The sequence below is a fragment of the Sphaerisporangium sp. NPDC049003 genome, assembly GCF_043197795.1.
Taxonomy (GTDB): Bacteria; Actinomycetota; Actinomycetes; order Streptosporangiales; family Streptosporangiaceae; genus Sphaerisporangium.
Genome location: NZ_JBICTU010000017.1, coordinates 141,484 through 163,925, shown reverse-complemented (window position 1 = coordinate 163,925; position 22,442 = coordinate 141,484). Strand labels below are relative to the sequence as shown.

The window sequence follows — 22,442 nt, the reverse complement described above, 5'->3', positions numbered from 1 at the left end:
CCCGCGTGGTCGGCACAAGGGGTCAGGTCAGGACGGCGAAGGCTCCGGCGCCGATCAGGGCGATCGCCCAGGCGAGGTCCAGGTTGAACCAGGCCCGGCGCAGCACCGAGACGCCGAGCCGTTCGTACACGACCACCGCGAGAGTGGCCGTGACCGTGAGCATGGCCAGGGTGTGGACGGCCGTGAACAGCAGTGCCTGCTCGGTCAGCGCGAGCGCGGCGTGCTGGTGGCCCGACAGAGTGATCGGGAGCAGCATCAGCCCCGCGCCGTGGGCGGTGGCCATCAGGAACGACCAGCCGGCGAGCTGCCACCCGGTGACGCGCATGCCGACCCACCGGGGGTGGCGCCGCCGCAGGAGCTTCCACAGGCCGAAGCCGCAGACCAGCGCCGCCACGCCGTACGAGACGAACCTCGGCGGCGTGGCGACCCGGGCGGCGGCCACGAGCGCCAGCGTGACGAGCACCGAGGCGGCGTGCCCGGCGACGATGGGCGGCAGCGCCGCGAGCACGGCGCGGCGCGAGCGCTCCTGCAGGCCGAGCGCGACCGCGAACAGCCATCCCATGGCCGGGTTCAGGCCGTGGAAGGCGCCGAACCCGGCCAGGACGAGCCACTGGGTGAGTTCCATGGCCGCCGGCTGATCAGGGGTAGCAGAAGGAGTCGGAGGAGGAGTCGCCGCCCTGGAGCCGGACCTGGTGGGGCCTTCGCCCGTCCCCGGCGAAGTCGACGAGGAAGTCCGGGTCCACGGCGATCGACCCGTCGTCGGCGATGTCCACCTTGGCCAGCCAGCCGGAGATGCCGTCGGGGTAGAACACCTCGTCCCACGAGCGGTAGAGGGAGTTGGTGAAGTAGACCCGCCTGCCGTCCCTGCTCACCTCGACCATCTGCGGGCCGCCGTTCAGGGCCTTGCCGGGCGCGCTCGGGTGCGCGTCGCGGCGGACGATGCCGCCGATGCGGACCGACCCGGTCTGGCGGGGGTTCAGCGGATCGGAGACGTCGTACGCCAGCAACTCGCCGGTGCCCCAGGCGGAGACGAGCAGGATGCGGTCGTCCAGCGTCAGGGAGATGTCGCTGACCAGCGGCGGGACGGCGCCGAACTGCTTGAGCGGTTCGGGCAGCAGGGCGGGGTCGGCGGGCTCGGCCGGGATCGTGATCGTCTTCCTGGCCTTCCAGACGCCGTCGTCCAGATACCACGTGAAGATGTTCGCCGACAGGTCCTCGACGCTGATCACGGTGTTGACGAACCCGTACGTCTTGGTCGGGTCGTGGGCGGGGCGGAGCTCCAGGGCCATCTGGTGCTGGTCGCCGAGGTCGATCTCCTGCAGGTGGGTGCGTTTGCGCAGGTCCCAGACGTGCAGCCGGTGGCCGTACTCGCGGTTGACCAGCAGGTCCAGGTCGGGGCCCGCCTCGATCATGTTCGGGGTGCCCCACTCGCTGCTGATCATCGTGTCGCGCCCGAGATGCCACCAGAAGTCGTAGTGCAGCCGCTGCGGCCCCCGGTCGGCCTCCCACGGGCCGATCGCCTCGAAGGTGTCGTGGTCGAGCATGAACACCCCGCCCGGGGCGTCGCCTTCGACGTTCCCGAGGGCGCTGACGTAGATCGCGTCGGTCCCGCAGTGCACGGTGTGCGGGCGGCTGTACCCGGTGCGCTCGAACACGGTCTCCGGCTCGATGGTCTTGACAAGCTTGGGATGCGCGGGGTCGTCCTTGACGTCGAAGATGTAGATGCGGGACGACCGGAGTCCGGGGATGACGAGGTAGCGCCGCTCGACGTGCGGGTGCGGCGCGTACGGGCACAGCGCGGCGCTGCAGACGTTCCATCCGAAATGGTGGAGCTCGTCGCCGGGCACGGACATGTCGTGGACGTTCACCACGGTGCCGTAGCCGGGCGAGGCCGGATCGAGGTCGACCGTCGCGAGCCCGTCGGGCCGTCCCTCGCCCTCGGTGTCGAGGAGCGCGACGTACGCGAGCAGCTCACGGGGCGCGGCCATGGCTTCCCTGGCGGAAGGGTAGAACGTGGGATCGGGCTGGATGAGCAAGATGACCCCCTTCGGGCGAGACCAATAACCCATCAATCTTGTAGGGAAACCCGGTCTTGTCTAGGGGGCGGTTCCGTTTCGGGATGGTACGTCCGAAAAGTTCCTGGGCTTGAGGCGATGGTCACGCGGCGGGAACGGTTGGCAGTCGCTTGGGTGACGGCTCGGCCGGAAGCCGTGCGCGGTCCGTCGTAGGGGGTGACAACGAGGGAGGCCCCCGATGAAGTCACCGATCCTCGCCTGCGTCCTGGTGGCGCTCGTCCTGCTCGTCTCGGCGTGCGGCGCCACGTCCAACGAGACCGCCAAGGAGCACGAACCCTCCTACCCGTCCGGCGCCGAGCGCGCCACGACCGCACCCGATGGCGCGTCCGGCTCTCGCACCACGCGCGCGGCGCCGAGCCCGGCCAGCAGCCGGTCCGCCGGCGAGATCTCCACCTTCGCGCTCGACGTCGACACCGCCTCGTACGGCTACGCGCGGGCAGGTCTCAAGGAGGGCCGGCTGCCCGACCCCGCGCGGGTCAGGCCGGAGGAGTTCGTGAACGCCTTCGAGCAGGGGTACGCCGAGCCGTCCGGTGACGGCTTCGCCGTCCAGCTCGACGGGGCCAGGGGCGCGGGGGACGGGTCCGCGCTGCTGAGGGTCGGGCTGCGGACCAGGGCCGCCGAGGCCGCCGCCCGCAGGCCCGCCAACCTCACGTTCGTGGTGGACGTGTCCGGCTCCATGGGCGAACCGGGACGGCTCGACCTCGTGCGGGGGGCCCTGCACACCCTGGTGGACCAGCTCGGGCCCGGCGACCAGGTGTCGATCGTCTCCTTCAGCGACCAGGCGCGGCTGCGCGTCTCCATGACCCCGGCGAGCCGGAGGGACGAGCTGCACGCGGCGGTCGACTCCCTCGGCACCGAGGGCTCCACCGACCTCGAAGCCGGGCTCGTCACCGGGTACGGGGAGGCGGCGCGGGCGTTCCGTGCGGTCGCGACGAACCGGGTCATACTGCTCTCCGACGGCCTGGCCAACACCGGGAACACCTCCTGGCAGGGCATCCTCGACCGGGTCGAGGAGCAGGCCGGGCACGGGATCACGCTGCTGTGCGTCGGCGTCGGGCGGGAGTACGGCGACGCGCTGATGGAGCAGCTCGCCGACAACGGCGACGGCGCGGCGGTCTACGTCAGCACGCCGGAGGAGGCGCGCGAGATCTTCGCGGAGCGGCTGCCGGCCGGCCTGGAGCTGCGGGCGCGTGACGCCAAGGCGCAGGTCGCGTTCAACCCTGCCACGGTCGGGTCCTACCGGCTCCTCGGGTACGAGAACCGCACGCTCGCCCAGCAGGACTTCCGCGACGACGCCAAGGACGGCGGCGAGGTGGGGCCGGGCCACTCGGTCACCGCGCTGTACGCGGTGCGGCTGCGGCCGGGGACCTCGGGGCAGGTCGCCATGGCGACGGTCCGCTGGCAGGACCCCGACACCCGGGAACCGGCCGAGACGAGCCGCGCGGTGGACACCTCGGAGCTGGCGGACGCCCTGTGGGAGGCCGCGCCGCCGCGGCTCCAGGTGGACGCGGTGGTCGCGGCCTTCGCCGAGCGGCTGAGGCACACCGACGACGAGCTGTTCACCGAGAGCCTCGACGGCCTGGCCGGTCACGCGTCGCGGCTGGCGGCGGCGACCGAGGACCCCATGGTCGCCGAGCTGGCGGAGCTGATCCGAACGGCCGGCTCACTGGACTGAGCCGGGGCTGTGGGTGCCGCCCGGCACGGCCGCCAAGCCGGGGTCAGCGGGACCCTGGGCGCCGGCCCGGGGGCGTCAGGACCGTCCGAGGATCGGGATGGCGGCCTTCCTGGCGTCGTCGCTGAAGTAGAAGTCGTACATCGCCTGGGCGAACTCGTCCTTCGCCAGATGCCGGTCGCCGTCGGTGTCCAGGAGGATGAACGCCTCGCGCGCCTCGGAGGTCTCCACCTCGTAGGCCGACCACAGGTGGAGATACTCCTCCATGCTGAGCTTCTGGTCGCCGTCGGCGTCGAGGGCGTCCCAGAGGGCGTCGGTGATGGGCCAGACGATGGCCACGATGAACGCGGTCCTGTCGAGCTTGGGGGACACGGTGTACTCGACGTACCTCTGGCGGCTGACGCGGCCCTGGTCGTCGGTGCCCACCTCGGCCACGATGTTCTCCCAGACCTGGGCGTAGGCCTCCCGCAGGTGGGCGCGGGCGGGGGCGTCGGCGGACAGGCCAAGGCGGTCGGCCAGCATGGGGCCGACGAGGCTCATGTCCTCCTCGTCGATGTAGCCGTCCTGGTTGACGTCGCTGGTGTCGAAGGCGGATCCGGCGTTGAGCTCCTGGGGGGTCGGTTGCATCTCGGCTCCTCACGGGGGGTGACTTTGGGTGACTAATCGTTACCCTGCGTGAGCATCGGTGTCAACGCGTACCCGGGAAACCCCGGCGGTTCGGCCCGACCGGCGATGTCCGATACACTGGCGTGGCACCGAAAGCGGGCAGATGTTCGCCCGTGGTGTGACCTGGGGCTATGGCGCAGCTGGTAGCGCGCCTCCATGGCATGGAGGAGGTCTGGGGTTCGAATCCCCATAGCTCCACACCGGGCCGTTCGTGAAGTGGCCTGATGCGCGTTGACGATCCCGTCCGATCACCTCGATCGGGCGGGATCGTCGTCGTTTCCGGGCAGGTGATCCGCACACGCGGTGGACTGCGCCGGGTGGTCCCCGCCTTCGATGCCGGATCGCCCTATGAGCCGGCTTTCTGGAAGTCCGCGGCCATCAGGCGTCGCGGTTTCGCAGCACCGGGCGCAGCAGGTCGAGTACGGAGGCGTCCTCGATGGTGGAGGGGGCCGGCTCGTCGGTGCCGTCGGCGATGCCCCGCATGGTCTTGCGAAGGATCTTGCCCGAGCGGGTCTTGGGCAGGCCCGGGACGATGTCGATCCGCCTCAGGCTCGCCACCGCCCCGACCTGGTCGCGGACCAGCCGTACCAGCTCGTCGCGCAGTGTGCCGGGGTCGGCCTGGACGCCGCTCTTGAGTACGACCAGCCCGCGCGGCACCTGCCCCTTCAGCTCGTCGGCGACGCCGATCACCGCGCATTCGGCCACGGCGGGATGCCCCGCCAGCACCGCCTCCATCGAACCGGTGGACAGGCGGTGCCCGGCCACGTTGATGACGTCGTCGGTGCGGCCCATGACGAACAGGTAGCCGTCCTCGTCGAGGTGGCCGCCGTCGCCGGTCAGGTAGTGGCCGGGATAGGCCGACAGGTAGGACGCGACATAGCGCTCGTCGTCCTGCCAGAGCGTGGGAAGCGTGCCGGGAGGGAGCGGCAGGCGCAGGCAGATCGCGCCCTCCTCGCCCGGGGCGCAGACCCCGCCGTCCGGATCGAGGACCCGCACGTCGTACCCCGGCACGGGGACCGTGGGGGAGCCGGGCTTGATCGGCATGGGGGCGAGGCCGCGCAGGTTGGCGGCCACCGGCCAGCCGGTCTCCGTCTGCCACCAGTGGTCGACCACGGGCACGCCCAGGTTCTCCGTGGCCCAGTGGTAGGTGTCCGGATCGAGCCGCTCGCCGGCCAGGAACAGCGTCCTGAGCGATGAGATGTCGTATTTGGCGAGGAGCGCCGCCGACGGGTCCTCCTTCTTGATCGCCCGGAACGCCGTCGGCGCGGTGAACAGCGCGTTCACGCCGTGGTCGGCGATCACCCGCCAGAAGGCCCCCGCGTCCGGCGTGCCCACCGGCTTGCCCTCGTAGAGGACCGTCGTCGCGCCGAGGAGCAACGGGCCGTACACGATGTAGGAGTGGCCGACCACCCAGCCGACGTCGGAGGCCGCCCAGAACACCTCGCCCGGCGCGATGTCGTAGACGTTGCGCATGCTCCACAGCAGCGCGACCGCGTGGCCCCCGTTGTCGCGCACCACACCCTTGGGCTTCCCTGTGGTTCCGCTGGTGTAGAGGATGTAGAGCGGGTCGGTGGCCGCGACCGGCACGCAGCCGGCGGGGACCGCCGCGGCCATCGCCTCGTCCCAGTCGAGGTCCCGGCCGGGCACCAGCGTCGCGGGGGCCTGCTCACGCCGCAGGATGACGCATGCGGCGGGCTTGTGCCCGGCGAGGTCGAGCGCGCCGTCCAGCATCGGCTTGTACGGCACGATCCTGGCGGGCTCGATGCCGCATGAGGCGGACACGACGACCACCGGCCGGGCGTCGTCGATGCGCATGGCCAGTTCGCGGGGGGCGAAGCCGCCGAACACCACCGAGTGGACGGCCCCGAGGCGGGCGCAGGCGAGCATGGCGACCACGGCCTCGGGCACCATCGGCATGTAGACGACCACCCGGTCGCCCCTGCCGACGCCGAGCCCCCTGAGCACCCCGGCGAACAGCGCCACCTGCGACAGCAGCTCCGCGTAGGTGTACGTGCGGGCCGTGCCGGTGACGGGACTGTCGTAAACCAGGGCCGCCTGGTCGCCCCGCCCACCGTCCACATGCCTGTCGAGCGCGTTGTGGCAGGTGTTCAGCTCCCCGCCGCTGAACCACCGGTAGAACGGTGCCCCCTCCGCGTCCAGCACCTTGTCGGGGGCGCGGTCCCAGCTCACGGCCTTGGCGGCGTCGCCCCAGAAGCCGTCGGGATCGGTGATGGCATTCGCGAAGACCTCCGCGTACGACATGCTCACCTGCTCACTGTCGGTTGGTCAGACGCTCGCCATCATGGCGCGCGGAGCCGGAGAACGACAGGGTCTCCGGGCGGGCGGCAGGCTCTGATCGGCCTTGGACGGTGCTGCGGAACACCGGGGCCGGCCGTCGCGGTGAGCCGTGACCCCCTCAGGACCTGAAGGTGTGGCGGTAGGTCAGCGGCGCGACGCCCACGGTCGCGTGCAGGTGCTGGCGTAGCGAGACGGCCGTGCCGAAGCCCGACCGGACGGCCACCTGGTCCACCGGCAGGTCGGTGGTCTCCAGCAGGTGGCGAGCGTGCTCCACGCGCTGGCGGCTGAGCCATCGGGCCGGGCTCAGCCCGGTCTCCTCGCGGAACCGGCGGGTGAACGTGCGCACGCTCATGCGGGCGTGCCTGGCCTGGGTGGCGAGGTCGAGCCGCTCTCCCAGCCGTTCGAGCATCCAGGCCCTGGTGGGGGCGGTGGTGGCGCCTCCGGGCTCGGGCAGGGGGCGTTCGATGAACTGCGCCTGGCCGCCCTCCCGCCAGGGCGGGGTCACGCAGCGCCGCGCCGCCCGGTTGGCCACCTCGCTGCCGTGGTCGCGCCGGACGACGTGCAGGCACAGGTCGATGCCGGCGGCGACGCCCGCCGAGGTCAGCAGGTCGCCGTCGTCGATGAACAGCACGTCGGGGTCGAGGAGGACCCGGGGGAACAGCGAACGGAACCGGTCGGCGTTCCTCCAGTGGGTCGTCGCGGGCCTTCCGTCGAGAAGCCCGGCCGCCGCCAGCACGAAGGCCCCCGTGCAGATCGACATCAGCCGGGAGCGTGACGACGCCTCCAGCAGGGCGTCGCGGACCTCGTCGTCCACGGTGCCGTCGACGAGCGGCGAGCCGCCGTGGATGCCGGGGACCACCACGGTGTCGGCCGTGCGGAGGACCGAGAGATCGTGGTCGGGCACGACGCTGAAGCCCGCCGAGCTGCGCACGGGCCGCCCGCCGGGGGTGCAGGTCACGACCTCGTACAGCCGGCGGTCCGCGGCGTCCTCGGCGATCCAGAAGACCTGGCCGGGGATCCCGAGGTCGAGGGTGGCGAAGTCGTCTAGGGCGAGGACCGCGACGCGATGAGCCATGGCCGGATTCTTTCACATATTGGCTATCAAGCCACTCGCCCGGTATGTGGGCCGGAATCCATCATTGTCGGCATGACGCTGACGATGGATGTGAAGCGGAGGCGGCGACCGCACCGGGCCTGGGTGGTGGCGGGAGTCGCCTTCGTCGCGATCGTGGGAGCCGCGGGGTTCCGGGCCACGCCCGGAGTCCTCATCACCCCGCTTGAGGAGGAGTTCGGCTGGACGCGGGGGACGATCTCGCTCGCCGTCTCGGTGAACCTGATGCTGTACGGCCTCACCGCGCCGTTCGCCGCGGCGCTGATGGACCGTCTGGGCATGCGCCGCGTCGTCGCCTCCGCGCTGCTGCTCGTCGCCCTCGGCAGCGGGCTCACGGTGTTCATGACGGCGAGCTGGCAGCTCGTCGCGTGCTGGGGCGTCCTGGTCGGGCTCGGCACCGGGTCGATGGCACTGGTCTTCGTCGCCACGGTCACCGACCGGTGGTTCGTACGGCACCGGGGCTTGGTCACCGGAGTGCTCACGGCCGGAGGAGCGGCGGGCCAGCTCGTCTTCCTGCCCGCGCTGGCCTGGATCGCCGAGGGACCGGGATGGCGGGCGGCCGCGCTGGTGGTCGCCGGGGCCGCGCTGACGGTCGTGCCGCTGGTCTGGTTCCTGCTGCGCGACCACCCGCAGGACGTCGGCCTGACCGCACTCGGAGCCGAACCCGTCCCCGCGGCCGGTGCCGCGGAGGCTCCCGGAGCCGGAGGCGTTGGGGGGCGTACGGCGCCCGTGGCGCGCAAGGGAGGGGCGGCGGTGCGGGCGGTGACCGTGCTGAGGTCGGCGGCGCGCACCCGGTCGTTCTGGTTCCTCGTGGGAGGCTTCGCCATCTGCGGCGCGAGCACCAACGGCCTGGTGGGCACCCACTTCATCCCCGCGGCGCACGACCACGGCATGCCCCAGACCACCGCGGCGGGCCTGCTCGCGCTCATCGGCGTCTTCGACGTGGCCGGGACCGTCTTCTCCGGCTGGCTCAGCGACCGGGTCGACCCGAGGCTGCTGCTGGGGGCCTACTACGCGCTGCGCGGCGCCTCGCTGCTGATCCTGCCCACCCTGTTCGCGGCGACGGCCGAGCCCAGCATGCTGATCTTCATCATCTTCTACGGCCTCGACTGGGTCGCCACCGTGCCGCCGACCGTGGCGCTGTGCCGCACGCTCCACGGCCCCGACGGCGCCGTGGTGTTCGGCTGGGTGTTCGCCTCCCACCAGGTCGGCGCGGCCATCGCGGCGGTGGCGGCCGGCGTGACCCGCGACCACCTCGGCCACTACGACGCGGCCTGGTACGGGGCCGGCCTGCTCTGCGTCCTCGCCGCCATCATGTCCCTGAGGGTGACCCGCGACGGCGGGGCGCGCGCGGGCACCGGTTCCCCGGCGGAACCGGTGGCCACCGTGGGATGAGGTCCGCGCGTACGGGCGCGAGTGTGACGGTGGTGCGTCCCAAAGGGCGGACGGGCCGGACCGGTGTGCGGCGGGGCTGAGATCCTTGGGACGTGAGCCGGCCAGACCAAAGAGTGCTTCCCCTTGTCGTCCGCATCGAGCGCGCCGATCCGCCCGAGCGCACCGACGCCCTGGAGGCGGCGGCGCTCGCCGTGCTGACCCTGCTGACCGACGAGCGCGCGGTGAGCGGCGAGTGGGCGGAGTCCGTCCAGGCGTGGGAGACCATCGGCATCAGGAAAGTGGTGCGCAGGGCCAGGGGCGTCGAGTGGCGGCGCGTGGAGGAGCTGCCCGGGATCACGGTCGCGGTGCGGTCGGCCGAGGTGCGCGTTCACCCGCCGATCCCGCTCGACGCCTGGCCGAAGGAGCTGTCCCGGCTCCAGGTCTCCGGCACCGACCTGAACGACACCGGGCCGCCGGAGCCGCCCCCGCCCGGCGCGGCGGTGCTGTGGCTCAACCCGTCGCTGGACATGTCCGCGGGCAAGGCCATGGCCCAGGCCGGTCACGCGGTGCAGCTCGCCTGGTGGGGCACCGACGAGCCCACCCGTGCCGCGTGGCACGCCGAGGGGCTGCCGGTCGCCGTACGGACCGCCGGGCCGCGCCGGTGGGCGGCGCTGGTGGACAGCGGGCTTCCCGTCGTCCGCGACGCGGGGTTCACCGAGATCGAGCCGGGTTCCCGCACGGTCGTCGCGGACGCGCCGTGGCTGCGGGCGGGCGGCCACCGCCCGGCCGGATGGGGGCCGCTGCGCAATCCGCCGCGGTAGGGCGAGGCCATTGACCGGGGGGCGAACGCGGAGGTCAGAGCGTACGCGAACCCCTGTGCGGCAGGCACTCCGTTCCCGAAGTGTGATCGGGAACTCAGACGCGCATGGGGGATTTGCCGTACGCTCCGATCGTGCCAAATGGGGTGGGTGGGAACTACGGGACCAAGGCCGTCCCAACGTATGTGACAGCGGACGCGGAGACCGCGCCGCTGCCCAAGATCACGGCCGAGGAGCCTCCTCCTCTTCCAACGCCACCGCCCGTCAAGCGCTCCCTGATCTCCAGGCTGGGCGACCTGCCGATGCGTGTCATCTACCGCGGCGTCGCCTCCGCCCTCGCCGTACTCGCCGTCGTGACGGCGGGCGTCGTCTTCTTCGCGACGGGCTCGCACAAGGGCACGCCGAGCGCCGCGGGACCCACCGGAGGGGAGCCCCTGGCCACGCTGCCCGCGCCCTCGTCCGGCGCGTCCGAGGCTCCTCCGGTCTCGGCGGAGCCGTCCGCGCTCTCCGCTTCCGGGGCGTCTTCGATGCCGTCGCTCTCCGCTTCCGGGGCGTCTTCGGTGCCGTCGGTCTCCGGGTCGGCGGCGGTCGTCCCGTCGGTGCCCGCCTCGGCCTCGGGGCCCTCCGAGGTCTCCGCGCAGGGCTCGGCGTCGCCGGTGCCCACGCCCGGCAGCAGCGCGCTCGCCACGGCCCAGGCGGACCCGCGCGTCCCGCCGCTGCCCGCAGACCGGAAGCTCGCCGACTTCCGCGGGCGTGCCGCCCCGGCGAAGGGGCGGGTGAAGGACCGGCGGTCCGGCGTCACGTTCACGCGCTTCACCAAGGCGTGGAAGCTCACCAAGTCCTCGCCGTTCTCCACGCGGCGCACGCTTCCCGCGGTCAAGGGGGCGGGACACCGGGCACTGCTGGCGTCGTGCCCGGTGCCGATCGCGGTCCAGGAGGACCTCAAGGACACCGCCTTCCTCGCGGCGCGCTGGACCCTGAACTACCATCCGGTGGGCTCGAAGATCACGTGGACGGCCTCACAGCCGATCAAGGCGGGCAAGCAGAAGGGCTGGCTGCTCGGGTACCGCGTGAGCTACAAGGCCGGTGGCAAGAAGCACGTGTCGACGGCGGCGGTCGCCCTGGTGGAGGTCTCCTCCTCCAAGCCGGCCCTGGTCTTCATCACGATCCCCGACGCCCAGAAGAAGCGCTGGGCGGACATCAACACCGTGATGTCCAGCGTGCGTGCCCTGTAGGGCCCTCCTGGACGCTCGGCCGGTCCCCGGCTTCGGGGCGTGACCGGGGCGCTCGGGCGAGGGGCGTCCGTCCTTTCCCGGGCGTACGGGTCCCCGGGTTCCTCTAGGCTCGGATGACATGACCGAGATCGTCCTCGCCTCCTCCTCGCCCGCCCGGCTCGCGCTCCTGCGCAGCGCGGGCCTCGACCCCACCGTCGTCGTCAGCGGTGTCGACGAGGACGCCGTGACCGCCGGGTCACCCGCCGAGCTCTGCCTGGTTCTGGCCCGCGCCAAGGCTTCGGTCGTGGCGGAGGTCCTCACCACGGGTCTCGTCATCGGCTGCGACTCCATCCTTGAGTTCGACGGCCAGGCGTACGGCAAGCCCCGCTCGGCCGAGGAGGCCGTGGCGCGCTGGCGGTCGATGCGCGGCCGTACGGGCAGGCTCCTCACCGGGCACTGCGTGATCGACACCGAGACGGGGGCCATGGCGTCCGAGGTCGGGGCGACGGTGGTGCGCTTCGGCGAGCCCAGCGACGAGGAGATCGCCGCCTACGCGGCCAGCGGCGAGCCGCTGCGGGTGGCGGGCGCGTTCACCCTCGACGGACTCGGCGGCTGGTTCGTCGACGGCATCGAGGGCGACCACGGCAACGTGCTCGGCATCTCGCTTCCCCTGCTCCGGCGGCTGTTCGCCGACCTGGGCGTCCCCGTGACATCCCTCTGGAAACAGGGATCTTTCCACTGATCTTGCGACGATCCTCGCGGAAGGCATTAGCCTGCCGGGCATGAACAGCATGGGCCAGCCCATCCGCCGCGGGATCGGTGGCTTCGCCGACGGGATCAAATACTTCTTCCAGGGGCTCGGCTGGGTCGCCAGGAACCCGCGTCAGTGGCTCTTCGGGCTCATCCCCGCCCTCATCGCGCTGGCCCTCTACATCGTCGCGCTGGTGCTGCTCGGCACCTACGCGGGCGACCTCGCGGCCTGGGCCACCCCGTTCGCGGACGGCTGGAGCGCGGGCGTCCGCGACACCCTGCGGGTCCTGCTGGGTCTCGTCGTCTTCGCGCTCGGCCTCGTGCTGGCCGTCATCACCTTCACCGCCGCCACGCTGGTGATCGGCGACCCGTTCTACGAGAAACTCTCCGAGCGCGTCGAGGAGAGCATGGGCGAGGTGCGCAAGGGCCCCGACGTCCCCTTCTGGCGGTCCGTCATCCGGTCCGTACGGGACAGCCTGATCACTCTCGGGTACGTGCTGATGTTCACCATCCCGCTGTTCATCCTGGGGTTCGTCCCGGTGGTCGGGCAGACCGTGGTGCCGGTGCTGGGCGCGGCCGTCTCGGGGTTCTTCCTCACCGTGGAGCTGACCGCGCTCGCCATGGAGCGCCGGGGTCTCGCGCGCAAGCAGCGCTTCGCCCTCCTCCGCGCGGACAAGTCCCCGTCCCTGGGGTTCGGCGTGCTGGTCTTCCTGATCTTCCTGATCCCCTTCGGGGCCGTCTTCGCCATGCCGGCGGCGGTCGCCGGAGCCACCATCATGGTCCGCGTACGGCTCGCGCCCCACCACCCGGCCCCCGCCCCCTCCGACCGCTGAGGCCGAATCGCTGGCCCCGCGTGGGGTTCGCCCTGTGGATCCCTCCGTTCGGCCGGTGGCCGTCGTGGGGCGGTACGGTGACGGTCTTCCCACTTCAGGGATGGACAGCCGCCGACGCGTGCCCGCCGGTTTGATAGGAAGTCCTCGTATGTGATTTCCACAGGACGTCGTTCGGTGGAATCGGCCGGTCGCGGGTTCACGAGGCTTCGGCCCATGACGCCCTCACCGATTCTCCTCAGCTCTCCCGACGACATCCTCGGGGCCGTGCCCTATCTTCTGGGCTTCCATCCCGTCGACAGCCTCGTCGTCATCGCTTTCGCGGGCAGGGGTGCGCGTGGCAGGCTGCGCGTCACCACGCGGTGGGACCTGCCACTTCCGGCCGGTGCGATCGACAGGCTCGTGCCGTTGCTCCGGCGAGAGAAGGTCACGCACACGATTCTCGCCGGGTTCGGCGAGGGGCCGCTCGTGACGCCGGCCGTCGACGAAGCCAGGCGACTGCTCGGCCCCGCGGGCATCGAGGTCATAGAAGCCCTCCGCGCCGAGGGCTCGCGTTACTGGTCCTATGTCTGCCGGCAGATCCAGTGCTGCCCTCCCGAGGGGCGGCCGTACGACCCGGTGGCCGGTCAGGTCGCGGCGCAGGCCACGCTCGGAGGCCTGGTCGCCCTGCCCGACCGCGAGAGCCTTGAGTGGTTGGTGGCTCCCACCAGGGGAGCGGCGCGGGTCACGATGCGCGAGGCGACCCTGCTCGTGGCCGCCCAGGTGCGCTCGCGGCTCATCGGCACCCCGAAGCCCGAGGAGGTTCCCGCCGAGTTCGTCGCCGAGGGGCTGGCCCGGGTGCGCCGATCGGTCGAGGGCTTCGGCTCGCGGGGGCCGTTGCCCGACCACGAGGCGGCCCGGCTCGGCGTCGACCTGGCCGTGATCCGCATCCGCGACGAGGCGTGGACCCTGATGGGCGACGACACGCAGGACACCCACGTCGCCCTGTGGGCCGACCTCACCCGCAGGCTGGAGCCCGCGTTCGTTCCCCCGGTCGCGTCACTGCTGAGCGCCGCTGCCTGGCGTCGTGGCGACTGCGCGCTCGCGGGCATCGCCGTCGAACGGGCCCTTGCCGCCGACCCCTCGTACTCGATGGCGAACCTTCTGGCGCAGGGTCTGCGGCAACTGGTCAGCCCCGAGATCCTGCGTCACCGCATGCCGACCCCGGAGGAACTGGACGCGAGCATGGGCCCACCGCGCATGGAATGGCTCCACCCGATGCTCGGCCTCCTCGACGACCACACCGTCCTGAGCCGGTAGCGGAGAGCGGAGAGCGGTGAGCACTCCCGCGACGAGGTGGGATGGCCCCGGCGTTCACGCCGGGGAGGATGTCAATCTTGCGCCGGGCTGTTCCTGCGGCGCTCGTTGTAGGCGCGCATCCTGCCCGGGTAGCCGGTGAGCTGGACGTCGTAGACAGGGAGGGCGAGGTTCCTCGCGACCTTGATGATGACGGCGGGGGAGCCGACCCTCCGGCGGGTCCATTCGCCGTCATGGGCGACGGCGACCGCGGTCGTGTCGGTGGCGAAGGTCTCCGGCTCGACGTAGAACTCGACTCCCCGGCGGGACTTCGCGAAGGCGATCAGCGCCTCGATGTCGCCGTCGTTGGCCTCACGGTCGAACCTGACGATGTTCCGGCCACGTAGCCGGCGAATTCCATAGCGATCCCGCCATCCCATATCCCTTGTATACCTGGGCCGACCGACAATTGGGCGCCTCCGGGCGAGATCCGGGTCGGGTCGGGGTTGTTCCGGATAGACCAGACTCGCCGTAACTTCGAGAATGGGAGGACGACCGATTACGACGAAAGGTGCGGCCACTGATGGCAGGGGTAGCGAGACCTCCGGCGACACCGTCCACCGGAGGGTGGGGGCCGGCGCCTCACCCTCAGCTTCGGGTGACCAACCAGGATCGCGATCAGGTGGTCGAGCACGTCACCGTCGCCTACACCGAAGGCCGCCTCGACAAGGACGAGTTCGACGAGCGGATTCACCTCGCGATGACGGCACGCACCCACGCCGATCTCGCGCCGATCATGCACGACCTGTATCCCGTGCGGCCCCTGCCCCACGCGCCGCGACCGCTCCCGCAGATGGGGCCGCACCACACGGCGCCGCTGACGGGCGGCGATCGGCTCGGCGCCGCCGCCGCGCACCTGCTCCCGATCTGCGGGCTGTCGTTCGTCGGGCCGCTGATCATGCTGCTGACCGGGGGGAGGACCTCGCCGTACATCCGTCAGCACGCGGTGGAGTCGCTCAACTTCCACCTGACCATGATGGGCGCCACGCTAGCGTTGCCCTTCACCGTCATCGGGGTCGTCCTCATCCCGTTCATCTGGATCGCCGCGTTCGTGCTCGGCATCATCGGCGCGGTGTCCGCGATCGGCGACACCCACTTCCGCTACCCGCTCACCCTCCGCCCGGTCAAGTAACCCGGCGCTCGCAGCCGCTCGGCTGAGTGAACGGCCTGCCGGGTTGTTTCGGTGCGGCCCGTTCTGCCTGGTGCGCCCATGGACCGGCTCCTAGCGGGCGAGCACGTCGTACTTCACGGTCATGGCACCGGTGGAGAGGCTGCCGATGGCGTCGAAGGCGGCTCGTGACAGGTCAAGGCAACGGCCGCTCACGAACGGCCCGCGGTCGTTGATGCGGACGGTCACGGTCCTGCCGTTTCGCGGGTTGGTCACCCGCACCTTGCTCCCCATGGGGAGGGTCTTGTGGGCCGCCGTCATCGCGCCCGGGTCGAAGCGCTCACCGCTGGCCGTCATCTGGCCCTCGTCGTAGTACGACGCTCCGCAGGTGCCCGACGAGATCACCCTGCTCTTGGCGGTGGCCTTCTTCGCCGCCTTCACCGGCTTGGCCGCCTTCGTGGGCTCGGCGGTTCTCGCGGGCTCGGCGGTTCTCGCGGGCTCGGCCGCCTTGGTGGGCTCCGCGACTTCCGGGGGGCCGACGGCCTGTTTCTGAGTGGCGGCGGCGTGGGGCCCGGCTCCGGAGGTCGTGGCCGTGGCGGAACCGGAAGCCGAGGGGCCGGCCGAGGCGAGGGGGTTCCAGGGGGTGACCGTGCCGCTCGCCGTATGCGCCGCGGCCGTGGCGGTGGTCGTACGACGGGCCGTCCCGATACCGGCCGCGGCGGTGACCGGTGCGTCGTCGCCGCTCTCCACGACGATCCAGGCGCTCGCCGACACCGCGGCGACCACGGCGGTGACGGCGAGGGCGGAACGCAGGTGCCGCCGGGCACCGGCCCTCAGCGGGGGAACCGTCTTCTCGTACCAGCGGGAGGAGGAGGCGTGAAGGCCCAAGGGAACCACGGTCCTAGATAGGGGGCAAGGACGCGGGACGGCGGGTGCGGACGAGCGTGGGGGAAGCCACCGAGCCGGTCCTGTCAGCCGTCCCAACTACGTATCAAGGTGCAAATCACCTATCACGTAATGCCAGGCACCATAACGGACAAACAGGAAGTAAAGGCAGTAAAAGGGCACGCAAAGTGACGTAAGTCACATCGCGGATGATCAGATTCCTGCCAGAGATCCGCGGAACGCCTGGTCGTGTTCGGTGGCCGGGCGGCGGGGTGGGAATGGCGGGGTGGTCGACGGGGGGTTAGAAGAGCAGCTCGCGGACGGACTGCACGGTGTCGGCCTCTTCGGGGCGCTTGTCGGGGCGGTAGCGCAGGACGCGGGCGAACCTCAATGCCACGCCGCCCGGGTAGCGCGGGGAACGCTGGACCCCGTCGAAGGCGACTTCGACCACCATCTCCGGCCGTACCGTGACCACCCACTCGTCGCTCGGTCCTTCGGCGAGCGCGAGGAACCGCTCGGTCTGCCAGGCCAGCAACTCGTCGGTGAGGCCCTTGAACGTCTTGCCCAGCATCACGAAGTCGCCCGACTCGGGGTCCCTCGCACCGAGATGCAGGTTCGACAGCTTGCCCTGACGCCGGCCGTGCCCCCATTCGGCGGCCAGCACGACGAGGTCGAGGGTGTGACGTGGCTTCACCTTGATCCAGCCCGCCCCTCGCCGTCCCGCCGCGTACGGCGTGGCGGGGGACTTCACGACCACGCCCTCGTGACCCTGCCGGAGGACGTCGGCGAAGAACGACATGCCCTCCTCGGGGTCGGCGGTGACGAGGCGCGGCGCCAGCAGCTCGGCGGGCACGGCTCGCGTCAGTGCCGCGTGCCGCTCGCTGTCGGGAAGGTCGAGCAGGTCCGTACCGCCGACGCGCAGCGCGTCGAAGAAGAACACGCTCAGCGGTGTCGTCGCGCGCGACCGTACGACGTCGATCTTGCTGGCCACCCGGCTCGCGGTCACCTGGAAGGGCTCGGGACGGCCGTCGGGACGCAGGGCGATCACCTCGCCGTCGAGCACCAGGTCGTCGACGGGCAGGGCGAGCACGGCCTCCACCAGCTCCGGGACCTGGGCCGTGATGTCGTCCAGAGTCCGTGTGAACACACTGACGTCGGAACCCGAGCGGTGCGTTTGGACGCGCACGCCGTCGAGCTTCCACTCCAGGGCCGCGGGGCCGCCGCCCAGCTTCGCCAGGGCCGCCGTCATGTTCGGGGCGCTCTGGGCCAGCATGGGAGAGACGGGGCGGCCGACCTCCAGGTGGAACGAGCGCAGGGCCTCGACGCCGCCGGTGAGCGCCGCGGCGCCCACCGCGGGAAGCCAGCCGCGCAGGGTCAGGGCACGCCGCACCTCCGCGGAGGGAGTGCCGGCCGCCTTGGCGACCGCCTCGATCATGACCCCGTTCAACGCCCCTTGACGCAGCTCGCCCCCTAGCAGGCGCAGGAGAAAGGACTGCTCCTGGCGGGTCGCCGAGCGGAACAGCTCGTCGACCAGGTGCTTCCTGGCAGCCTGGGAACCCGCCCCCACCTGGGCCTTTATGCGGCTGAGGAGATCGTCCACCTCGCTGAGAGTGGCGCTGGCGATCTGGCGCGGCTCGGGGAGATCCTGCAGGCCTCGCCAGCCGACGCCGATCTGCCGCTGGGGAAGCTCACCCGAGAGGTACGCGACGGCGATCTCCGCTTCCTCGGGCTGGACCCTGCTCAGCAACTCGGCGAGATGCCGGATCTTGGCGAGCCGGGCAGAGTCGGCCGCGACGGCAGCCGAGGTGCGCGCGAGGTCGATGAGCAACACAGGTCTCATCGTGCCAGTTCAGCCGAGGGGACGCTCCCGCAGGTGGCGATATAGGCGAGATGAGCCCTGAACTTCGCCGATGTCCCCACAAAAGGGCTCGTATCACGGCGGTGGTACCCGTAAAGGGCTCGTATCGAGGCGGGGGTACCGAAGCGCCGGCGGCGGGGTCGTACGGCCGGTGGGGGGTCGCCGTGGGAGCCGCCGGGCCGGAAGAGCTCGCGGTGCCGCGCGAGCCGACGGGCCGGAGGCTTCCACGGCGTCAGGGCTGGTGGCCCCGGTGGACGGGCGAGCGGTCAGCTCACGCCGAGGAGGTCGACCACGAAGATCAGCGTCTCACCCGGCTTGATCGCGTTGCCGGCCCCGCGGTTGCCGTAGCCGAGGTGGGGCGGGATCGTGAGCCGGCGACGACCGCCGACGCGCATCCCCGCGACACCCTGGTCCCAGCCGGCGATGACGCGACCGGCGCCAAGCGGGAACTGGAAGGAGTCGCCGCGGTTCCAGGACGCGTCGAACTCCTCACCGGTGGAGAACGCGACGCCGACGTAGTGCACGTTCACCATGTGCCCCGCCTTGGCCTCCTCACCGTCTCCCACGGTGATGTCAACGATCTCGAGATCCGCCGGCGCGTCGCCCTCCGGAAAGTCGATCTCGGGCTTCTCGAGTGCCACGTGTTCTCCTTGATTAGAATGCGCGCCCCCGATGTGGCATGGAGCGCGCCTGGACCAGGCGCCGACCGCCTTCCGGCCGACCGCACGACTCTACGGGGTCTCGACCGCGGACGGGCGGCGAGGGCCCATTCCGCGATCACTCGACGAAGCGAGTGCCGGGAGAGGGCCCTTCCCCTGAGACCGTCCGCGTCCTGGTGGGGGACGCGCGGTCCCATCCCCATGAGCCACCCCCATTGTTCCAGGCCGGACGGCACGACCGCCCTCGCGGCACGCCTCGGGTCATGGCTTGGGGGACGTGTCCTCGCTGGTGGTCGCCGGGGTGGGGTCGGCGGGTTCGACCGTCGACGGCTCCGGCGCGGTGACCTTGGCCTTGGTGGAGCGGGTCGTCGTCGTGCGCCTCGCCCCGGCGGGCTTGGCCGGGGCGACGGCCTTTGGAGTCGCCTCGGCTCCGGGCGCCGCCGGCTCGGTCAGCGGGGCCTCAGAGGGCGCGCCCTCCGGCGATTCCGAGGGGGCGACCTTCGGCTTGGCCGTACGGGTGGTCTTCCGGGGGGTCGTAGAGCCGGCGCGCGTGGTGGCCGAGCTCGTACGCGCGGTGCCGGAGCTCGTGCGCGCGGTGCCGGAGCTTGCGCGCGTGGTGGTGGAGCTCGTACGGGTGGCGGTCGACGTCGTCCGCGCGGCGGTGGTGCGCCTGGCCGGCTTCGACGGGGCGGCCTCCGGCGCGACATCGGGCGCGGCGTCCGGCTCAGCCTCGGCAGCCGGGCTCACGATTTCGGAGGAGGCGGGTCCGGTGACCACGGGGTCGGAGGCGGAGGGCTCCGACGGCGAGGGTTCGGAGGAGTCCTTCGAGGTCGTCGAGGACGAGGCAGGCGAGGGGCTCGCGGAGGGCTCGGGGGCAAGGGGCTCGGGTGCGGAGGGTGCCGCGGCGGCTCGTACGGTCGACAGCGGGATGGCGATGGTGGCCTCCTCCATGGCCTCGGCCCGGGTGGCGGCCGGGCGGGCCGAGCCGGCGGGCGAAGGCATGGTGACGGCGTGGTCGCTCACCGAAGCCGGCATGGTGACGGCCTCTTCGGCGGAGGGCGGCGTCCTGACGGCGTCCTCCGCCAGGGACGGCATGGTCGCGACATGCTCGTCCGGCGAAGTCGTCCCACCGGTGGACGGGGAGCCGGCCGCCGGCGAGCTCGCCGCCGAGGAACCGGCCGCTGAGGGGTCGGTCGCCGGGGACCCGGTCTCCGGGAAACCGGTGGCAGGGGGCTCGGTCTCCGGAGAACCGGTCGAGCTTGTGGACGCGGACCCGGTCGCCGGGGCGCCCCCGGCGGGGGCGTCCGTCGGCCGGGTGTCGCCGGAGGGGGAGTCCGGGACGGCCGGGGAAGCGAGGCCGGGGAGGGCCGGGCCGGGGGTCGCCGGGGAAGCGTGGCCGGGGAGGGGGGAGGTTCGGGGGCGTTCGACCACGACCGTGTCGGCCGGACGGGTGCCGCCCTCCAGCACGGCCAGGGCCTCCTCCAGTGCGGCGGAGGGCACCAGGACGTCGTACCGGCCGGCCACGATCACGCTGCGCGAGGTGAAGTCCCGGGTGCCGCCCTTGAACGCGTGGCTCGCGAACCCGAAGGCCGCGCCCATCACGGCGCCCCACAGCACCGCCCAGACGGCGAGCGCGAGGAACGAGGCCGTGGTCGTGGTGAACAGCCCGAGGAACAGGCCGACGACGAGCCCGAAGACCGCGCCGCTGATGGCCCCCGAGAGGGCGGCGCGCGCATTGGTCAGCCGTCCGGTGACCGTCTCCTCAAGGCGCAGATCGCTTCCGACGATGGCGACGTTGTGGACCGGATATCCGGAGTCCGAGAGCGAGTCGACGGCACGCTGCGCGGCCGGGTAGTTGTCATAGCTGACCAGCAGTCGCCTGTCAGCGGCGAGAGGTGAGGCCAGTCCGGGTGACGAACCGATCATGGGGGGATTCCGCCTTCGCGGTCAGAGGGTTCATTTGCGGCTCCGCACTACCCGAGGGAGGCGGGTTCTCACCGGCTCCCGAGCGATGACATGCCTCAAGGAGCCGGGCCGCCCCAATTCTGGTGCAGCTGCGTCCCCCGAGGAGGTGACTTATCGCGAACTGTGGTTAGCGGTGTGTCTTGAGATGGTCCTGGTGCAGTGTCGTGTCTTCGGGTGGGCTGTCGCGAACGCGGATGCCGGCTTCGGTGGAACGGCGGGCGTCCTGCGGTGGCGGTGTCAGGGCCGGTGGCAATTGTCAGGGGGCGGTGGCAGGTGTCAGGGCCGGTGGCGATTGCCCCGGTGGCAAGTGTCGGGGCCGGTCGGAGGGCGGGCCTTGAGGCGGGGTCACCAGCTCTGGTGGAGGGGCATGCCTTCCGAGTAGCCGGAGGAGCTTTGGATGCCGACGATGGCTCGCTCGTGGAACTCCTCCAGCGTGGTGGCGCCCGAGTAGGTGAGTGACGAGCGCAGACCCGCGACGATGGCGTCGATCTGGTCCTCGACGCTCGGCCTGACCGGGTCGAGGTACATGCGCGAGGTCGAGATGCCCTCCTCGAACAGCGCCTTCCGGGCGCGGTCGAAGGGCGTGTCCTCGGCGGTGCGCAGCCTTACGGCACGCGCGGAGGCCATGCCGAAGTTCTCCTTGTACCGGCGTCCGTTGGCGTCGGTGTGGGCGTCGCCGGGCGACTCGTACGTGCCGGCGAACCAGGATCCGATCATCACGTTGGACGCGCCGGCCGCGAGGGCGAGTGCGACGTCGCGCGGGTGGCGCACGCCGCCGTCGGCCCACACGTGCCTGCCGAGACCCCGGGCCTCGGCCGCACATTCGAGGACGGCGGAGAACTGCGGCCGTCCGACGCCGGTCATCATCCTCGTGGTGCACATGGCGCCCGGCCCGACCCCGACCTTGACGATGTCGGCGCCCGCCTCGACCAGGTCGCGGACCCCGGCCGCGGTCACGACGTTCCCGGCGGCCACGGGGACGTTCGGCGAGAGCGCCCGTACGGCCGACAGCACGGAGAGCATCTTCTCCTGGTGGCCGTGCGCGGTGTCGACGACCAGGCAGTCGACCCCCGCGTCCAGGAGTTCCTTGGCCTTGGCGGCGACGTCGCCGTTGATGCCGACGGCGGCCGCGACGCGCAACCGGCCCCCGGCGTCCAGGGCGGGCTCGTACAGCGTGGCGCGCAGCGCGCCTGTGCGGGTGAGGACCCCGACCAGCCGCCCGTCGCCGTCGACGACGGGGGCGAGGCGGTGCCGGCCGTCGTGCAGCATCTCGAACGCCGCCCGGGGATCGGTGCCCGCGGGGATGGTCATGGGCGAGACCGACATCACCTGGGAGAGCTGGGTGAACATGTCGACCCCGTGGCAGTCGGCCTCGGTGACGACGCCGATCGGCCGGTTCTCCCAGTCGACCACGATGACCGCCCCGTGCGCCCGCTTGGGCAGGAGGTTCAGCGCCTCCCCGACGGTCTCGTGCGGGGTCAGCGTGATCGGGGTGTCGTGGACGAGATCGCGCTTCTTGACCCAGTCGACCACTTCGGCGACGACGTCGAAGGGGATGTCCTGCGGGATGACGGTGATGCCGCCGCGCCTGGCGATCGTCTCGGCCATGCGGCGGCCGGCCACCGCGGTCATGTTCGCGACCACGATGGGGATGGTGGTGCCCGTGCCGTCGCCGGTCGACAGGTCGACGGTGAGCCGCGACCCGACGGCCGATCGCGTCGGGACCATGAAGACGTCGCTGTAGGTCAGGTCGTAGATCGGGGCCTGGTCGTTGAGGAATCGCACGTTGGCTCAGCCTATGCGATTCATGAGGAACAATGGGAT

Annotated in this window: 19 protein-coding genes and 1 tRNA gene; 9 read left to right on the top strand and 11 right to left on the bottom strand. The window is 71.7% G+C overall.

The genetic code is table 11. From position 1 onward, the window contains the following. Positions 1-22: 22 nt before the first annotated feature. The gene (locus ACGFIV_RS20255) at positions 23-625 is read right to left on the bottom strand and encodes a hypothetical protein (RefSeq protein ID WP_392836811.1); all 603 of its coding nucleotides are present in this window, start codon (positions 623-625) and stop codon (positions 23-25) included. Positions 626-638: 13 nt separating this feature from the next. Next, the gene (locus tag ACGFIV_RS20250) at positions 639-2,036 is read right to left on the bottom strand and encodes a selenium-binding protein SBP56-related protein (RefSeq protein WP_392836807.1); all 1,398 of its coding nucleotides are present in this window, start codon (positions 2,034-2,036) and stop codon (positions 639-641) included. A 217-nt stretch (positions 2,037-2,253) separates the two neighbouring features. Between ACGFIV_RS20250 and ACGFIV_RS20245 the strand changes: the two genes are divergently transcribed. Then, on the top strand, positions 2,254-3,750 hold the full coding sequence (locus ACGFIV_RS20245; RefSeq protein ID WP_392836804.1) for a von Willebrand factor type A domain-containing protein: 1,497 nt from the start codon (positions 2,254-2,256) through the stop codon (positions 3,748-3,750). A 75-nt stretch (positions 3,751-3,825) separates the two neighbouring features. Here ACGFIV_RS20245 and ACGFIV_RS20240 read toward each other — a convergent pair whose 3' ends face one another. Then, on the bottom strand, positions 3,826-4,374 hold the full coding sequence (locus ACGFIV_RS20240) for a hypothetical protein (RefSeq protein ID WP_358561741.1): 549 nt from the start codon (positions 4,372-4,374) through the stop codon (positions 3,826-3,828). Between the two features lie 164 nt (positions 4,375-4,538). On the opposite strand from ACGFIV_RS20240, the gene ACGFIV_RS20235 reads away from it, so the two are divergent. Next, positions 4,539-4,611, top strand: a tRNA-Ala gene (locus ACGFIV_RS20235). 180 nt (positions 4,612-4,791) lie between these two features. Here ACGFIV_RS20235 and ACGFIV_RS20230 read toward each other — a convergent pair. Beyond that, on the bottom strand, positions 4,792-6,675 hold the full coding sequence (locus ACGFIV_RS20230) for a propionyl-CoA synthetase (protein WP_358556950.1): 1,884 nt from the start codon (positions 6,673-6,675) through the stop codon (positions 4,792-4,794). Positions 6,676-6,829: 154 nt separating this feature from the next. Continuing rightward, positions 6,830-7,786, bottom strand: a complete 957-nt coding sequence (locus tag ACGFIV_RS20225) for a helix-turn-helix domain-containing protein (RefSeq protein ID WP_358556904.1) — start codon at positions 7,784-7,786, stop codon at positions 6,830-6,832. Positions 7,787-7,858: 72 nt separating this feature from the next. On the opposite strand from ACGFIV_RS20225, the gene ACGFIV_RS20220 reads away from it, so the two are divergent. From ACGFIV_RS20220 to ACGFIV_RS20195, 6 genes are all read left to right on the top strand, one after another. Further along, on the top strand, positions 7,859-9,217 hold the full coding sequence (locus tag ACGFIV_RS20220) for an MFS transporter (RefSeq protein WP_358556906.1): 1,359 nt from the start codon (positions 7,859-7,861) through the stop codon (positions 9,215-9,217). A 92-nt stretch (positions 9,218-9,309) separates the two neighbouring features. Further along, positions 9,310-10,017 carry a peptidyl-tRNA hydrolase gene (locus tag ACGFIV_RS20215; RefSeq protein WP_358556909.1) on the top strand — a complete coding sequence of 236 codons (708 nt, stop codon included), beginning with the start codon at positions 9,310-9,312 and terminating at the stop codon, positions 10,015-10,017. Positions 10,018-10,148: 131 nt separating this feature from the next. Continuing rightward, positions 10,149-11,249, top strand: a complete 1,101-nt coding sequence (locus ACGFIV_RS20210) for a hypothetical protein (protein WP_392836799.1) — start codon at positions 10,149-10,151, stop codon at positions 11,247-11,249. A gap of 118 nt (positions 11,250-11,367) precedes the next feature. Further along, positions 11,368-11,970 carry a nucleoside triphosphate pyrophosphatase gene (locus ACGFIV_RS20205; RefSeq protein ID WP_358556915.1) on the top strand — a complete coding sequence of 201 codons (603 nt, stop codon included), beginning with the start codon at positions 11,368-11,370 and terminating at the stop codon, positions 11,968-11,970. Between the two features lie 40 nt (positions 11,971-12,010). Beyond that, entirely contained in the window at positions 12,011-12,811 is an 801-nt protein-coding gene (locus ACGFIV_RS20200; RefSeq protein ID WP_358556918.1) for an EI24 domain-containing protein, read from the top strand. Between the two features lie 213 nt (positions 12,812-13,024). After that, a complete protein-coding gene (locus ACGFIV_RS20195; protein WP_358556921.1) occupies positions 13,025-14,107 on the top strand; it encodes a DUF4192 domain-containing protein in 1,083 nt (360 codons plus the stop codon). Positions 14,108-14,178: 71 nt separating this feature from the next. Here ACGFIV_RS20195 and ACGFIV_RS20190 read toward each other — a convergent pair whose 3' ends face one another. After that, positions 14,179-14,523, bottom strand: coding sequence for a hypothetical protein (locus ACGFIV_RS20190; protein ID WP_358556923.1), 345 nt, complete (start codon positions 14,521-14,523; stop codon positions 14,179-14,181). 218 nt (positions 14,524-14,741) lie between these two features. Here ACGFIV_RS20190 and ACGFIV_RS20185 point away from each other — a divergent pair, with 218 nt between their 5' ends. After that, positions 14,742-15,275: a DUF1707 and DUF4870 domain-containing protein gene (locus tag ACGFIV_RS20185; RefSeq protein WP_358556926.1), complete on the top strand. Its 534-nt coding sequence runs from the start codon at positions 14,742-14,744 to the stop codon at positions 15,273-15,275. A gap of 90 nt (positions 15,276-15,365) precedes the next feature. Here ACGFIV_RS20185 and ACGFIV_RS20180 read toward each other — a convergent pair whose 3' ends face one another. From ACGFIV_RS20180 to ACGFIV_RS20160, 5 genes are all read right to left on the bottom strand, one after another. Then, positions 15,366-16,139, bottom strand: coding sequence for a septal ring lytic transglycosylase RlpA family protein (locus tag ACGFIV_RS20180; protein WP_392836793.1), 774 nt, complete (start codon positions 16,137-16,139; stop codon positions 15,366-15,368). Positions 16,140-16,437: 298 nt separating this feature from the next. Next, positions 16,438-17,976 carry an ATP-dependent DNA ligase gene (locus tag ACGFIV_RS20175; protein ID WP_358556932.1) on the bottom strand — a complete coding sequence of 513 codons (1,539 nt, stop codon included), beginning with the start codon at positions 17,974-17,976 and terminating at the stop codon, positions 16,438-16,440. Positions 17,977-18,260: 284 nt separating this feature from the next. Continuing rightward, entirely contained in the window at positions 18,261-18,635 is a 375-nt protein-coding gene (locus ACGFIV_RS20170; RefSeq protein WP_358556935.1) for an FKBP-type peptidyl-prolyl cis-trans isomerase, read from the bottom strand. A gap of 279 nt (positions 18,636-18,914) precedes the next feature. Further along, positions 18,915-20,579: a general stress protein gene (locus tag ACGFIV_RS20165; RefSeq protein ID WP_392836789.1), complete on the bottom strand. Its 1,665-nt coding sequence runs from the start codon at positions 20,577-20,579 to the stop codon at positions 18,915-18,917. Between the two features lie 384 nt (positions 20,580-20,963). Beyond that, the gene (locus tag ACGFIV_RS20160) at positions 20,964-22,403 is read right to left on the bottom strand and encodes a GuaB1 family IMP dehydrogenase-related protein (RefSeq protein ID WP_358556941.1); all 1,440 of its coding nucleotides are present in this window, start codon (positions 22,401-22,403) and stop codon (positions 20,964-20,966) included. Positions 22,404-22,442: the final 39 nt, after the last annotated feature.